The 13,543-nt window shown below is 35.6% G+C and carries 16 protein-coding genes; 14 read left to right on the top strand and 2 right to left on the bottom strand.

Features of this window, described 5'->3' with window-relative positions; translation table 11 throughout:
• The first annotated feature begins 68 nt into the window (after nt 1–68).
• From ACFS6I_RS10295 to ACFS6I_RS10235, 13 genes are all read left to right on the top strand, one after another.
• Nucleotides 69–1,175 (top strand): serine hydrolase domain-containing protein, encoded by a 1,107-nt coding sequence (locus ACFS6I_RS10295; protein WP_380920214.1) that lies wholly within the window; start codon nt 69–71, stop codon nt 1,173–1,175.
• Between the two features lie 306 nt (nt 1,176–1,481).
• Complete coding sequence (locus ACFS6I_RS10290) at nt 1,482–2,807, top strand: hypothetical protein (RefSeq protein WP_380920212.1); 1,326 nt, start codon at nt 1,482–1,484, stop codon at nt 2,805–2,807.
• A gap of 9 nt (nt 2,808–2,816) precedes the next feature.
• Nucleotides 2,817–3,227 (top strand): Dabb family protein, encoded by a 411-nt coding sequence (locus ACFS6I_RS10285; RefSeq protein ID WP_380920210.1) that lies wholly within the window; start codon nt 2,817–2,819, stop codon nt 3,225–3,227.
• A gap of 29 nt (nt 3,228–3,256) precedes the next feature.
• Nucleotides 3,257–3,733, top strand: a complete 477-nt coding sequence (locus ACFS6I_RS10280; RefSeq protein ID WP_380920208.1) for a hypothetical protein — start codon at nt 3,257–3,259, stop codon at nt 3,731–3,733.
• A gap of 131 nt (nt 3,734–3,864) precedes the next feature.
• Nucleotides 3,865–4,551, top strand: a complete 687-nt coding sequence (locus ACFS6I_RS10275) for a response regulator transcription factor (RefSeq protein WP_380920206.1) — start codon at nt 3,865–3,867, stop codon at nt 4,549–4,551.
• Nucleotides 4,548–5,921, top strand: a complete 1,374-nt coding sequence (locus tag ACFS6I_RS10270; protein ID WP_380920204.1) for a HAMP domain-containing sensor histidine kinase — start codon at nt 4,548–4,550, stop codon at nt 5,919–5,921. Before ACFS6I_RS10275 ends, ACFS6I_RS10270 begins: the two co-directional genes overlap by 4 nt.
• Before the next feature lie 113 nt (nt 5,922–6,034).
• Entirely contained in the window at nt 6,035–6,262 is a 228-nt protein-coding gene (locus tag ACFS6I_RS10265; RefSeq protein WP_380920202.1) for a hypothetical protein, read from the top strand.
• Nucleotides 6,263–6,388: 126 nt separating this feature from the next.
• A complete protein-coding gene (locus ACFS6I_RS10260) occupies nt 6,389–7,102 on the top strand; it encodes a hypothetical protein (protein WP_380920200.1) in 714 nt (237 codons plus the stop codon).
• Between the two features lie 391 nt (nt 7,103–7,493).
• Nucleotides 7,494–7,829: an antibiotic biosynthesis monooxygenase family protein gene (locus ACFS6I_RS10255; RefSeq protein WP_380920198.1), complete on the top strand. Its 336-nt coding sequence runs from the start codon at nt 7,494–7,496 to the stop codon at nt 7,827–7,829.
• A 21-nt stretch (nt 7,830–7,850) separates the two neighbouring features.
• On the top strand, nt 7,851–8,258 hold the full coding sequence (locus ACFS6I_RS10250) for a GNAT family N-acetyltransferase (RefSeq protein ID WP_380920196.1): 408 nt from the start codon (nt 7,851–7,853) through the stop codon (nt 8,256–8,258).
• A 41-nt stretch (nt 8,259–8,299) separates the two neighbouring features.
• Nucleotides 8,300–8,758, top strand: coding sequence for a GNAT family N-acetyltransferase (locus tag ACFS6I_RS10245; protein WP_380920194.1), 459 nt, complete (start codon nt 8,300–8,302; stop codon nt 8,756–8,758).
• A gap of 490 nt (nt 8,759–9,248) precedes the next feature.
• Entirely contained in the window at nt 9,249–9,974 is a 726-nt protein-coding gene (locus ACFS6I_RS10240) for a hypothetical protein (RefSeq protein WP_380920192.1), read from the top strand.
• A gap of 197 nt (nt 9,975–10,171) precedes the next feature.
• On the top strand, nt 10,172–11,260 hold the full coding sequence (locus ACFS6I_RS10235) for a glutaminyl-peptide cyclotransferase (RefSeq protein WP_380920190.1): 1,089 nt from the start codon (nt 10,172–10,174) through the stop codon (nt 11,258–11,260).
• Between the two features lie 120 nt (nt 11,261–11,380).
• On the opposite strand, the gene ACFS6I_RS10230 is transcribed toward ACFS6I_RS10235, so the two are convergent.
• Nucleotides 11,381–11,686, bottom strand: coding sequence for a winged helix-turn-helix transcriptional regulator (locus tag ACFS6I_RS10230; RefSeq protein WP_380920188.1), 306 nt, complete (start codon nt 11,684–11,686; stop codon nt 11,381–11,383).
• A 140-nt stretch (nt 11,687–11,826) separates the two neighbouring features.
• Here ACFS6I_RS10230 and ACFS6I_RS10225 point away from each other — a divergent pair, with 140 nt between their 5' ends.
• On the top strand, nt 11,827–12,432 hold the full coding sequence (locus tag ACFS6I_RS10225) for a nitroreductase family protein (protein ID WP_380920186.1): 606 nt from the start codon (nt 11,827–11,829) through the stop codon (nt 12,430–12,432).
• Nucleotides 12,433–12,531: 99 nt separating this feature from the next.
• Here ACFS6I_RS10225 and ACFS6I_RS10220 read toward each other — a convergent pair whose 3' ends face one another.
• Entirely contained in the window at nt 12,532–13,542 is a 1,011-nt protein-coding gene (locus ACFS6I_RS10220; RefSeq protein ID WP_380920184.1) for a LysR family transcriptional regulator, read from the bottom strand.
• Nucleotide 13,543 lies beyond the last annotated feature (1 nt).

Below are 13,543 nucleotides of genomic sequence, written 5' to 3'. Positions count from 1 at the left end.
GATTTGGTCTTTAGTAAGTAAGTTGTATATTAGGTCATTAACTGTTTTCGCTCTTAAGTTCCTTCTTTATGAAAAGAAATCAATTTTCATTCATTTTTATGGCAATTTTTATGCTGACCATGTTGTCAAGCTGTAAGTTTGGTCGTTTCATATGGTATAATTTTGCAGACATTGATGATTACAAAATTTTTCCTACCCGGGAGCTACAAGCTTCTACAAAGCCTTTTACTTTCTATACTGCAAGTAAGGAATTGGTTCCGAGCAATAGAACATATGAAGAGGCAGAGCTTTCGTATGATAATTTTTTAGATCAGACAAAATCTGTCGCTTTTTTGGTTATCCGCAATGACAGTATTCTTTATGAACGTTATTTTGACGATTATGATACCGCTTCAATTGTGCCTTCGTTTTCTATGGCTAAGTCTGTCACCTCAATGCTCATCGGTTGTGCCATTGACGACGGACTTATCAGTTCTGTTCAAGATCCGGTTAGTAAATATGTCCCTGAAATGGCAAAAAATGGATTTGATAAGGTAACGATAGAGCATTTGCTACAAATGACTTCAGGTCTTAAATTTAATGAAGGTTACTTCAATCCCTTTGGAGAAGTCGCTACATTTTATTATGGCCTTGGTTTGCGCAAGAGTACCGAGAATCTAAAGCTGGAAGCAGAGCCCGGAACCCGCTTTGCCTATGCGAGTGGTAATACCCAGATTTTAGGGTTGGTGCTGGACCATGCGTTAGCAGGAAAATCTATTACTGATTATCTGCAAGAAAAGATATGGCAACCAGTAGGGATGGAGTATGCTGCCTCCTGGAGTATCGATCAAAAGAAAGACGGTATAGAGAAAACCTTTTGTTGCCTGAATGCGCGTGCACGTGATTTCGCAAAGTTGGGAAGGTTGTACCTTCATCAGGGAAATTGGCAAGGAAAGCAGTTGGTTCCCGCAGATTGGGTGAAGGAATCTACACGAGTAGACAGCACCGGTGGAAGCTCCAAAAATTATCAGTACCAATGGTGGTTGCCTACCCAGAATGGCGATTTTATGGCGCGGGGTATCCTTGGACAATATATTTATGTTAATCCACAAAAAAACTTGGTTATCGTTAGACTGGGACACAAAGTAGGCACCAATTGGAGTGAAGAGTTTGTACGCCTATCGGATGAATATTAAGGTGGGTTACTTTCATTCTAAAATTCACCTATCTCAACAGTTTTAAACAAGGAGGCTTGGGGTAGGATTGGTATTCCTTGAGCATTCATCAAAATTATAGAGGAGCGCAATGCTATCCAATATTGACATTAATCCAGAGTACTAAGCAGGTGGTCATTTTTTTTATGCGTAACAACCCTGTTGAATTCCTCCTATAGTATTACATCTTCTATTAAAACCATATTTCTAATAGATTTCTAATTATTTGCCTCTATATTCCAAACTAAATTTGTCTTAACAAAAGAATCAAATTAAAGACAGATTATCATGAATAAAAAGGTGCTATTAGCGTCGTTATTGTTGACCGTAGGTCTAACTGGTATACACACAAGTAATGCGCAGACAAATGATTTTGGAAATCCCAAACTCATACACTATCTGAATAAGGAACATACCCGTTATGTTAGCTTCAGTGGCTATGCAGAACTTTGGGCACGTTATACTCAATTAAATCCAGGCAGTCTTATTAATAATGAATCGGTAGGAAGTGTGTCCGATTTATCACTACGCCGTATTCGCGCTAAGATGACGTATAAACCAACAGAAAATTTATATTTCGTATTACAGATGGGTCCTACAAATGTTAATGTGAACAGTAAAAATAACACCTACATGGATTTACTTGACGCATATGCTGAGTATAGCTTTAGTCCTAAGCTTGCAGTAGGTGCCGGACGTTCGACTTGGAGAGGCCTATCCCGTTTTACAACAGGACCGCAAGCAACTTTGCTCTATGATCTACCCTTATATGCTACATCAAACACCGGTATTACCGATATGACTGTCCGTGAGATGAGTGCTTATATTAAAGGTCAATTGGGAAGATTTGATTATCGTTTAGTCCTTGCTGATCCCTATACCGCAACGACTGCAGATCCAGCATTAAATGTTGCTAAATTCAGTAAAAATGAAGCCCGTAAAGATATATCAGGCTATTTTAGATATGCCTTTTTTGATAAAGAAAATAATGAAACACCTTTTAATGCAGGAACATATTTAGGAAAGAAAAAGGTGTTAAGCGTAGGTGGAGGTTTTGAATATATGCACCATGCATTATGGCATTTAGATGCTAATAAAGCAATACAAAATGATGATATGAAAAGTGTCGCTCTTGATATTTTTTATGATGCTCCAGTTAATAAGGAAAAAGGAACTTCTATCAGCGCATATGCGATGGCCGTGCACAATGATTATGGTCCTAATTATATCCGATTCTCTGGAACAAATAATCCAGCTACAGGAATAGTTGCGACCAGTGCCAGTTTAAATGGGGCCGGAAATGCATTACCTACTGCAGGAACGGGTAATACATTTTATGCCCAAATAGGAGGCACATTACCTTATTTCAGTCGAAATAATCACAACCTGCAACTACAGCCAGCAGTCTCAGTACAATTTGCGGACTACAATGCTTTGAAAGATAATAGTGCCATATACGATGCCGGAATATCAATGTTATTTCACGGAAATAGTAGTCGCTTGACTTTTGATGCACAAAATAGACCAATTTATAATTCGAATGCGGTAAGCGAAAGTTTGGTAACAGATCATAAATGGGCATTTATTCTTAAATATCGAATTGATTTTAATTAAATATATAACATGAAAAGGAAAAATTTCATACAAACATTAGGAACAGTTGGCGTCTTAGGCGTTACAAGTTCTAGCTTATTAGCTGCTGATCATAAAGAAAAGAAACCTGTGTTTTTTCATTATTTACTTTTTTGGTTAAAACCTGAGCTTTCAGTAACGCAAGTAGAAGAATTTAAAGAATTTTTTGAAGGACTTAAAAAATTGCCATATGTCAAAAATGTGCGTTACGGCAAACCGGCTGCTTCAAGTCCACGCACGGTTTTAGATAATAGCTTTACTTATAATGCAGCTATGGAATTTGATAGCCTCGAGGAGCTGGAAGCTTACGGCAAATTACCGCAACATCTTGCTTTGGTGGCAAAGTACAAGCCCTATTTTGACCGTATGATGGTTCATGACAGTGTATTTGAAAATTTGTAAAAAAATAATAGATCTTAAAATTAATAAAAATGAAAATTATCTCGAAAACAGTACTATTTTTCTGTTTAGCATTTATTGCTCCATCTTTACATGCTAAGGAAAATCATGGAAGCTTCAAATCGGTAAAAGTTGAAGAAAGTGAAGGTAAAATGCCTGCTATTCGATTAATCAATAATGCAGATGGAACTTGTACTTTTGAAAAAGGCTATATTCCAACCTTGAAACATGCGAGTACAACCACTTTTTGGTCGAGCAACAAGACAGAAGATTGGGAAAAAAATGCACACCCCGCTCCACGACGTCAATACGTCGTTACATTAAAAGGCAATATTCGCTTTAAGGTGAGTGACGGTTCTACATTTTTGATCAAGCCAGGTGTTATCTTACTTGCAGAAGATTTAAAAGGTAAAGGTCATAGTTGGGAAATGGTACACTCAAAAAGCTGGGAACGTTTATATATACCACTACAGGATGGCGCCGACGATCTATTTGTCGCAGACCATTAATCAAATGAATCATTAACTTTTGCTTTCCTTGCTGTTATGTACATCAAGGAAAGCAATTGTATGTCACTATTTAGTGTATTTATCTGAGGTTCAAGATTTATTTTATTTAAAAAGTATCTACATTTGTTCACATGAGGGTATTAGTTGTAGAAGACAATGAGCGTGTTTGTGCGGTTTTACAAAAGGGGTTAAAGAGCCAGGACTATCAGGTAAATATTGCCATCGATGCTGAATCTGCTTTAAAGCAGATAAAATTATTAGATTACGATCTTCTTATTATTGATATCATGCTTCCCCGTATGAGCGGTATAGAACTAAGCAAGCGTATGAAATCTACTTATCCTAAAATCCCGATTATCATGTTGACAGCACTTGGTCAGATCGATGAAAAAATTGCAGGGTTTGATGCTGGTGCAGATGATTATATGGTAAAACCTTTTGATCTTCGCGAATTATATGCCCGTATTGCAGCTGTTTTAAAAAGAAATAAAGAGTTTGGCAGTTGGGATAATAATGAATCCTTAAATTATGATTCTTTAACGCTTAATTTGAGAAGTAAAAATGTGAGTCGCGATCACATTGATATTAAACTGACTCCTAAAGAATTTGACTTACTCGTATTTTTTATGCGTCATCAAGAAACGTTATTGAGCCGTGATGAGATAGCCAGAAATGTATGGGGAAAGAATTTTGATACAGGAACGAATTATATCGATGTTTACATCAATTATCTCCGAAAAAAAGTTGATAAAGGCTTTATTACTAAACTCATTCATAACAAATCAGGGCATGGTTTTATCTTATCAAATAAAGAATGAAAATAGCTTCTCGTACTTCCTTAGTATTAACGTTATTCTCTGCGGCAATACTATTTCTTTTCGCCTATAGTATCTATTACTTTTCTGAAAAAAATAGGCAAGAAGAATTTATAGACCGGTTGCGGTATAAAATAACCTGGCGTGCTGAATTTATTTTTGATGCCAAAGTTAGTGAATCCCAATTGCGCCAGATTCATGAACAAAATAAAAAAAAGATTAACGAAGCGCAGATAACAGTTTTTGATAATCAATTTAAAGAACTCTTTGTTGATTTTGGCGAGCAACATTATGATCGTGCTTTACTCGAGAAGATTCGTAATAAAAATTTTATGACCTGGAACCAGGGAGATGAGCTCTTTATGGGGATGCATTATCCTTTTCAAGGTAAACAATACTATCTGATTGGACATGCTTACGACCAGACAGGTTATGCCCATATGCAACTTTTGAAGCAGCTTCTTATCAGTATTTATTTTGTTGCCATTATTTTTATATTTATAACCTCTTTTTTCTTTGCCCAGTATATTTTAAAACCCATCAAACATATTATCAATGAAATACGGGATGTTTCTGAACATAATTTAAGTAAAAGGGTATATTATCGAAAAGCAAAAGATGAGCTTTCTGAATTGATTGATACTTTTAATGGAACATTCAATCGACTGGAAAAGTCCTTTAACAACCAAAGGCATTTTGTTTCCATCATATCGCATGAGTTTCGTACTCCCTTATCGGCTATGATTGCAGAACTTGAACTCGCAAAAGAGTTAAATACAACGTTAGAAGATTACAAGCAGTCTATTGATACCGCTTTATTAGATGCTAAGGAAGCAACAATATTATCCAGTTCCTTATTGGACTTTGCCCGTGCAAATTATGATAGTTCACAAGTTAGCTTTAGTTCTTTAAGGCTAGATGAAATTCTTGTAGAATCAAAATTTATGGTTCAGGATAAACATAAAGATTACCGCGTTAGTATATCTTTTGATTATGATCTGCTGAACACGGTAGAAGATCAAGAAGAAATTTTGGTGGTGGGCAATGCCTATTTACTTCAAGTAGCTTTCGCTAATCTAATAGAGAATGCCTGCAAATATAGTCCTGATAAACATTGTCTAGCAAATATTATATACCATGAAGGGATAGCTACCATTCAGGTCTGTGACAAGGGCAGGGGCATTTCGTCAGAAGATTTACCACATATCTTCGAACTTTTTTATCGATCAGAATCATCTCCAGATCAACATGGACATGGTATTGGACTTTCAATTGTCCAGCGGATTATTGATATGCATAAAGGTAAATTACAGGTGCAATCTGAGCTAGGTCAAGGCTCTATATTTACAGTACAATTTAATAGAATTTCTTAAATTACGTTCATGATGAACGTTATCGGCGATGTATCCAAACGGTAAAAATTCAAACCATATCCAATTCAGTCTCAAAAGATGATATAATTACATTTGTCTGAATTTGTAAAATTATGTCAAGATCAGTACGGAAAACTAAAATATTCGGAATTACAAATGCAAAGACAGAGAAACAAGATAAGAGAAGATGGAATAGAACTTTTAGAAAAGTTTGTAGAAAATTAAACCGCCTTGAAAAAGGAACTCCTGTTAAGATTCAAAGTATCATTGATGTCTGGGATGGTGCAAAAGATGGAAAACGATACTTTAAAGATGCCACAATAAAAGATATGAGAAAATAATCCGTTATGCCATTACTTAGCAATTTTTTTGATAGCATATGTAGCACTAAGTGTGTCGTCCCCGTTTATTATTGTAACACTAGCGCAATGTGTATTTTTTAAATATAAGATTTAAGTTAGCATATTATGAAAAAATACTTAAGATTACTAAGTTTAATAACGGTTGTTACAGCAGGAATTTTTGTGACCAGCTGCAGCAAAGATAAGGACAATTATCAGCCCGTGCCAGCAGCTTTATTTACGATGGTAAATGGCTACAGTGGTGCAAAAGCCGTGATTTATTATGCAGATGGAAATATCCTTCAGAGTCCTAATTTTCCACTATTATATAAATCTCAAAGTAAGGTAGCCTTATTTCCGGGGTCAAGAAAAATAACCGTTACTGCCGGAGACGGTAAGTTGATCGATAGTACGATTGTGGTTAAAGACAGTACCATTTATAGTTCTTTTCTTTACGGAAGTAAATTAAAGCCAGTACAGGCAATAACCACAGACCGAGTGAATAAAGACATCAAAAAAACGGAATCCGGATTACGCTTTTTTAATTTCTCTGAAGGCAGTGATCAAGTAACGCTTCATATCGGAGATCAAGCCGCTCCTGCAGCATGGACCGACCGTGTTAAAGAAACACAGCAATCAGTGACAGCAAATGAAGGCTTTATCGCACAAAAAAGTGGCACTTTCACAGTAGTTGCTAAAAATAAAGCAGGAAAAACGCTCGCAACACGTGAGCAAATTAAATTAACTGAAAATCACTATTATTCTTTTATTCTGGTCGGTGATCCAGCTCAGGACAGTCAATCCGTATATTTAGGATTGGTCGAGCAACATGCAAATTAGTCCAGTTTAATTTCATCTATTTTAAAAGCAAGCGAAGCCCTTATTTAACCATAAGGGCTTTATTTTTTACATTATGCTGTTCTCTGTCATCGTATGCTTCGATATGATTATGGAGCTTAATATACGCCACGTTTAAATTATACACCGTATCTGGACTACAATGTTTATTCAAACTGGATGATATAGAAATTTTTTATTAAAAATAAATTTACACCAGAAAGAATGAAGCAATTGATTTGGCAATCAAAATACATGCGTTGTTGGCTAGATAAAGTCTTCAAATTATTCAACCTTTATCGCATAAATGATTTATTGCTCATTTATGATATGTATGTGAAGTAGCTGCTCCCAAAGATTGCAGCTATTTGTAATTTAATTAAAAAAAGAAGCTATGATAGCAGTAATATTTGAGGTAATTCCCAAAGAGGGAAAAAAAGAAGAGTACCTGAACATCGCAAAGGCACTAAGGCCAGAATTAGATCATATTTCGGGATTTATCTCCATAGAACGGTTTCAAAGTCTTGTTGATCCTAAAAAAATTCTCTCACTTTCATTTTGGGAAAATGAAGAGAGTGTTAGAGAGTGGCGTAACCTGACGAATCATAGAAACGCACAGCAATCAGGAAGAAGTTCGGTGTTTGACGATTACAGGTTGCGTGTAGCAGGCGTAATTAGGGATTATGGTATGACTCCAAGAGACGAAGCTCCTGCAGATAATATTTTTTAAGGTAACAAAAAAAAACTGAAAATGATAACATACCAAATTGAAGATACAGTTGGATTCGAGGAATTTAAACACGTATTGATAAATTCCACACTAGGAGAGAGACGACCAGTCGATGAACCTGATAGATTATCAGAAATGCTCAAACATGCAAATCTTATTGCTACCGCACGGGATTCGGGGAAATTGATAGGTGTAGCAAGGTCTTTGACTGATTTTGTTTACTGCACCTATCTTTCAGACTTAGCAGTCGATGAGAACTACCAAAAGATGGGAATCGGAAAAGAATTAATACGACTTACAAAAGAGCATAGTCCCAAAGCAAAACTTATTTTATTAGCGGCACCAAAGGCTGTGGGGTATTATCCTAAAATTGGTATGACCCAATGGGAACAATGCTACGTATTGGATAATGTTGAGGATTTAAAATAAGTTGTCAAAGGATAATGGAAAAGCCTGTAATAATTAGGGAAATGCAAAAGGCGGACATCCCCGAAGTATTAAGATTAATGGAGGCAATAGTTGTTTTTGAGGGGGACACCGATTTTAGTCTTACGGAAAATGACCTGTTGAAACGTGGTTTTGGCGATAGGCCCGAGTTTGGGGCTATCGTTGCACAAGGAGAGAAGAACCAGCTCATAGGCATAGCAGTTCACTATAACATTCCTTTTATGCATAACCACAACCCCTCATTGATGCTCAAATGGCTGTACGTTGATACCAATCACAGGGGAAAAAGTGTAGGTCGAAAATTGCTTAGCGGTCTTGCACAATACGCCTTGAAACATGGATACAAAAAATTCAATTGGTTTGTACTCGGAAGTAATGTTGATGCCCAAAAATTCTATCAAAGCATTGGAGCAAACCCTGACAATAAATGGATTCGCTGGACAATTACACCGCACAATATGGCACAACTGTCCCGAGAATAAAGGATAAAGTGCAATATTTCTATTTTCTTAAATCTAACCTCAGCATGCACTCAAAAAAACTATTTTTGTAAGCACTGCCGATACCTATCTCATAATCTTTGAATAAAATAAATACAACTTAAAGCTAGAACTCATCAGTTAATAGCCGCAAAAAAAACAAATCAGCACTTCAGTTTGTTTAATAATAAATATATTGTCAATTAAAATAACTATGTGCTGAGGTATATCACTCCGTATCGACATTGAGTTCGTCAAGAAGGCATTGCCCGAGATACGGGGCGAAAGTAAACAGCTCGATTATGACTGTCGATATTTTGAAAATTTGCAAACGATTACCTTTCACGTCTGTCTCGTTTACAATTTAGGAGGATATGTCAACATGTCTGATGGAAAGTATTGGTACAAACGCTATCAATCGTGAAATCTGCCGTCCTTAAGACATGAAGGACTGCTGCAGCAAAGTTTGTTTTAATTATATCAATGAGATTTTATGAAGTTTGTACCCTTGAGCCAGCCTATACTTTTAGATTTAAAACGGAGCGGTTATAATATTTTGACATCCAAAAATGCAGTTGAAGACAAAAACCCAACATGGTATCCGTTAACTGTAGCTGATGTTAATGACTACTTGTTAAGCCTGGACTGTGAGGGGAGCATTTTTCCAATGCAAGAGTCCGCTCTATTAGTTATTGAAGATACCCTTAATCATATAGATGAAGTGCAGCTTCAGGGCGAAGTATTTATTGAAGTAAATCATTTACAAGAATTACAGGACAAAATTAATTTTTATGGCAAGCGATATACGTGTATTTCCGATCGGGAATATTACGATTTTGCATTCGATCCGAAGCGGGTTCTCGTACGTAATTATGCCTTGCGAACAGGCAACCATCTCCTGTATTTAGCTTATATCAGCTTAAATTATAACAATCATCTTCTCGATGAAATCCAAAATCTTGAGGATCTTACCCTTTCTTTGATCTGCTTAGATCAAGACCAGGCTAGAGATTGGTTTAAGACATATGAGATTACTATGGTGCAATCAGACATCTCGATATATGACAAGGATGCTATTTTAACCGTTTTTTTACTTAAAAAGGATCAACAAATAACGATTCCTTTAGAAGATAAAGATGAGCTGGTTTATAATCTGATGCATATAGAAGACCTGTTGCAACTCCGTGATCTATTTTGGATAGATCCGCGATTACATTAATCGTTCATTATTTTGTTTAGGAATTATTGCATTAAATGTCTTCCAGCAAAAATATTTCTTTCCAAATTTTTTACTTCCAATTTTATATAAAAAGTTGTTTTTTTCTCATTGATTTGTTTGCTTTTAAGTATGACTTTAATAATGGTACTTTATGAAACATTTATTGATATATTTAGGACTTGTAAAATAAGTTGTATATGAGATTAAATGCTGTTCTTATGATTTTTTGTTCAAGTGTACTTTATGGATGTGGGGGTAACAACAACAAAACACCTGCAATAACGAATAAACATGAGGAAAATAAAATTAGTTTTGTGAATATTAAAGCAAAATATGCTCTAACCGAAGAACTGAATATTCAGCTTGAAGCATTAGAAGGAGTTCCGATTGATTCTGTTCAATATTCCATTAATGATAAACCTTTATCAACCGGGTTAGTAAATGATATTGTTCGATATAGTTTAAAAAACGAAAAGTTTGGAAAACAGCTTTTAAAAGCTAAGGTGTACAGAAAAGACGAAATCGAAGATATAGCTGTCAACTTCGAGATCTTACCTGAAAAAGCACCCAATAAGCTTAGCTATCAAGTTATAAATACTTATCCTCACGATATTAAAGCATTTACCCAGGGCCTTGAGTTTTATAAAGATAATTTAGTTGAGAGTACTGGCAACGGTACGACTGTAAGTGATAAACATGGTGTCTCAAGTGTACGAATCGTAAATCCCAAAACAGGAGAAATACTTAAAATAACGGAACTGGATGAAACTATTTTTGGTGAAGGTGCTACCGTGCTAAATAATAAACTATATCAATTGACTTATAAAAATAATGAAGCTTATGTATATAATGTTAATAACTTAAAAAGAATTGGGCGGTTCCCATATTTTCAAAATATGGAAGGGTGGGGCCTGACTAATGATGGGACAAAGCTTTATATGACAGATGGGTCAGAAAAGATATATACCATTGATCCGAGTAATTTTAATAGAAGCAACGAAATCAATGTAGCATCAGATGAAGGTCTAGTTACAGGTACAAATGAAATGGAGTGGGTAAAAGGTAAGATATATGCAAATTTCTTTATGACCAACATGGTTGGCATTATTGATCCAAAAACCGGGACCGTTGAATCAGTGCTGGATCTTTCAGAACTACGTGATAAAGTAACTCAGCACATTGATCTAGATGTACTGAATGGTATTGCATATAATAAAAAATCGGATACGTTCTTTATAACAGGAAAGAATTGGGATAAAATATTTGAAATTAAGATTGTGAATTAGCTTATATACTAATTGAGTTTCTAAAGTATATTTAAGCTATGAAAAGAAAAACTATACTCTTAATAGAGCATAGTTTTTCTTTTCCGTTTTTCTTGATATACCATAGTTCAATTTTGATAGCTACTTATATTCTACCATGGTTATTTTCTTATTCGTTTTTGCCGCTTCATTTCCCCACTCAGCTATAGAATGGAGTAAGGGAATAAGTGTTTTGCCAAAATCAGTCAGTTCGTATTCCACTTTTAGAGGTGGCTTGCTGGTATAAACGGTTCTGGTAATCAATCCGTCTGCTTCCATTTCTTTTAGTTGCAGACTCAACGTTCTTTCGGTTATAACATAACACGCTTTTCTCAATTCGCTATATCGTTTTTTTTCGATTAAATGAATGAGTATTGTTGCTTTCCATTTTCCACCTATATACCTCATTGTGAGGCTGGTATTGCAAGGGTATTGCTTATCGTCTATATTATACATCTGTTACTATCAATTTTGACCGTTATTGCAAAGGTAAAACACTATACTTAGTTTTGCAACACTAAAAAGTATAGTTTAAACTAAATTTAAAAATGATGAGTTTTTTAGACCTTGCGAAACGTAGATACGCAACCAAAAAGTATGATAATGTGAAAAAAGTTTCGGCAGAGCAAATTGAGGAACTGAAAGAGATAGTACGGTTAAGTCCGTCTTCCATTAACAGCCAACCTTGGAAATTTACATTTGTTACAAATGAAGTCGTAAAAAGGGAACTGGCTTCCAAATCCTATATGAACGAAAATTCGGTCAACGATGTTGGTCTTTTAGTTGTGTTCAGTGTAATGGACGATATTGAACATTTTGAGCAACGCAATATTTCCATTTTGCCTGAACTGTGGCGAACGGCTTTTTACGAACCAATTATAAAGTCGAATGGTGATATAGCCACAAAATCATGGATGGAAAATCAGGTCTATCTTTCCTTGGGTTACTTTTTGAGTGCTTGTATCAGTATGGGATTGGATGCCACACCGATGGAAGGTATTGACCGCAATGCCTATAAGGAGATTTTAGCACATGACGGTTTTTCTCCGCTGTTCGCTGTTACGGTAGGTTATGCCGATAAAACTGATTGGGCTCACCCGACTGCTTTACCAAAATCACGTTTTGAATTGGACGAAGTCGTTCAATCCATCTAAAAAGATGAACAAATACTATTAAGTTTGGTTTTCAAAATGGCGTTAGCACCTTTTACATCTGTTCACTTTTAGTTTGTTCATTGGTAAAAGGTGCTTTTATCATGATAGTTTTAAAGTTTTAGCAGATAAGGTTAACATTTTTTTAAATTCTTTGATAGCTTCTGTTTCATAAGTTCCTTTTAATGAGATGATCTTTGCATATCTCATCAAACCATCATCCTGAATGGCAACAGACGCTAATGTAGTCCCCAGAACACTTGTTTTAATGAATATACTGTACCAATTTCCGGAGTTGACGAGTCGAATAGCTGTGGGGATATCATTGACTTCAATCGTAAATTTTGGACTTAGCCCTTTTGCTGAAAAAGCCCTATGAACGGTATGAGTCATATCATACCCCATTGTTGCAATAACCAGAGGAAGTTTGCAAATCTCTTCAAGTGAAATATTAGTTTTATAAGATACTTCCGTACCAGCTAATGCCGCCAGTACCATTGGACAACTGAATAAACTCTTATAGGTAAAATAGGGGACCATTTCGGTTTCATGAAGAGCCAGAACAAAATCTACCTGTGCTTGTTGAAGCTTCTCATACAAACTGTGGGATGGCTCATAGATAACTTTAATTTTTATTTGAGGAAATTTCTCTGTAAAGCCTATTAAAGTTTCTACAAAGAAATCCTTAAGACCATAAGCAACACCTATGGTTACAGTGCCCACTTTTATCTTTTTTAAATCCTGAAGCATCAATTTTCCATCTTCGGCTTTTCTGACACTCTGTTCAGCATATTCAGTAAATAATCGTCCAGGTTCTGTTAGCGTTATCTGCTTACCGATACGGTTAAAAAGAGATACATCCAATTCCGTCTCCAGTTGCTTGATTTGTTGTGATAAAGTACTCTGGCTTATATTTAAGCACTTTGCTGCTTCAGTAAAACTCAGTAATTCTTGTGCTTTTAGAAAATATTTAAGTTGCCTAAGTTCCATTTTAGTTATATGATTTTGCTCTTCCAAAGGTATAAAAAGTATTGTTAATCCATCGAAAAAACCGATCGATGCCATCGAATAAAAACGTTTTGCCGATTTGAAAAAAGAGCGGAGATTTGTCATT

This window comes from Sphingobacterium anhuiense, from assembly GCF_042686355.1.
Lineage (GTDB): Bacteria > Bacteroidota > Bacteroidia > Sphingobacteriales > Sphingobacteriaceae > Sphingobacterium > Sphingobacterium anhuiense.
Note: the sequence above shows the minus strand (reverse complement) of the source record. Positions and strands in the feature narration are given on the sequence as shown.

Coding starts and splice junctions, on each gene's coding strand:
- ACFS6I_RS10295 (WP_380920214.1), top strand. CDS start 69: ATGAAAAGAAATCAATTTTCATTCATTTTTATGGCAATTTTTATGCTG.
- ACFS6I_RS10290 (WP_380920212.1), top strand. CDS start 1,482: ATGAATAAAAAGGTGCTATTAGCGTCGTTATTGTTGACCGTAGGTCTA.
- ACFS6I_RS10285 (WP_380920210.1), top strand. CDS start 2,817: ATGAAAAGGAAAAATTTCATACAAACATTAGGAACAGTTGGCGTCTTA.
- ACFS6I_RS10280 (WP_380920208.1), top strand. CDS start 3,257: ATGAAAATTATCTCGAAAACAGTACTATTTTTCTGTTTAGCATTTATT.
- ACFS6I_RS10275 (WP_380920206.1), top strand. CDS start 3,865: ATGAGGGTATTAGTTGTAGAAGACAATGAGCGTGTTTGTGCGGTTTTA.
- ACFS6I_RS10270 (WP_380920204.1), top strand. CDS start 4,548: ATGAAAATAGCTTCTCGTACTTCCTTAGTATTAACGTTATTCTCTGCG.
- ACFS6I_RS10265 (WP_380920202.1), top strand. CDS start 6,035: ATGTCAAGATCAGTACGGAAAACTAAAATATTCGGAATTACAAATGCA.
- ACFS6I_RS10260 (WP_380920200.1), top strand. CDS start 6,389: ATGAAAAAATACTTAAGATTACTAAGTTTAATAACGGTTGTTACAGCA.
- ACFS6I_RS10255 (WP_380920198.1), top strand. CDS start 7,494: ATGATAGCAGTAATATTTGAGGTAATTCCCAAAGAGGGAAAAAAAGAA.
- ACFS6I_RS10250 (WP_380920196.1), top strand. CDS start 7,851: ATGATAACATACCAAATTGAAGATACAGTTGGATTCGAGGAATTTAAA.
- ACFS6I_RS10245 (WP_380920194.1), top strand. CDS start 8,300: ATGCAAAAGGCGGACATCCCCGAAGTATTAAGATTAATGGAGGCAATA.
- ACFS6I_RS10240 (WP_380920192.1), top strand. CDS start 9,249: ATGAAGTTTGTACCCTTGAGCCAGCCTATACTTTTAGATTTAAAACGG.
- ACFS6I_RS10235 (WP_380920190.1), top strand. CDS start 10,172: ATGAGATTAAATGCTGTTCTTATGATTTTTTGTTCAAGTGTACTTTAT.
- ACFS6I_RS10230 (WP_380920188.1), bottom strand. CDS start 11,686: ATGAGGTATATAGGTGGAAAATGGAAAGCAACAATACTCATTCATTTA.
- ACFS6I_RS10225 (WP_380920186.1), top strand. CDS start 11,827: ATGATGAGTTTTTTAGACCTTGCGAAACGTAGATACGCAACCAAAAAG.
- ACFS6I_RS10220 (WP_380920184.1), bottom strand. CDS start 13,542: ATGACAAATCTCCGCTCTTTTTTCAAATCGGCAAAACGTTTTTATTCG.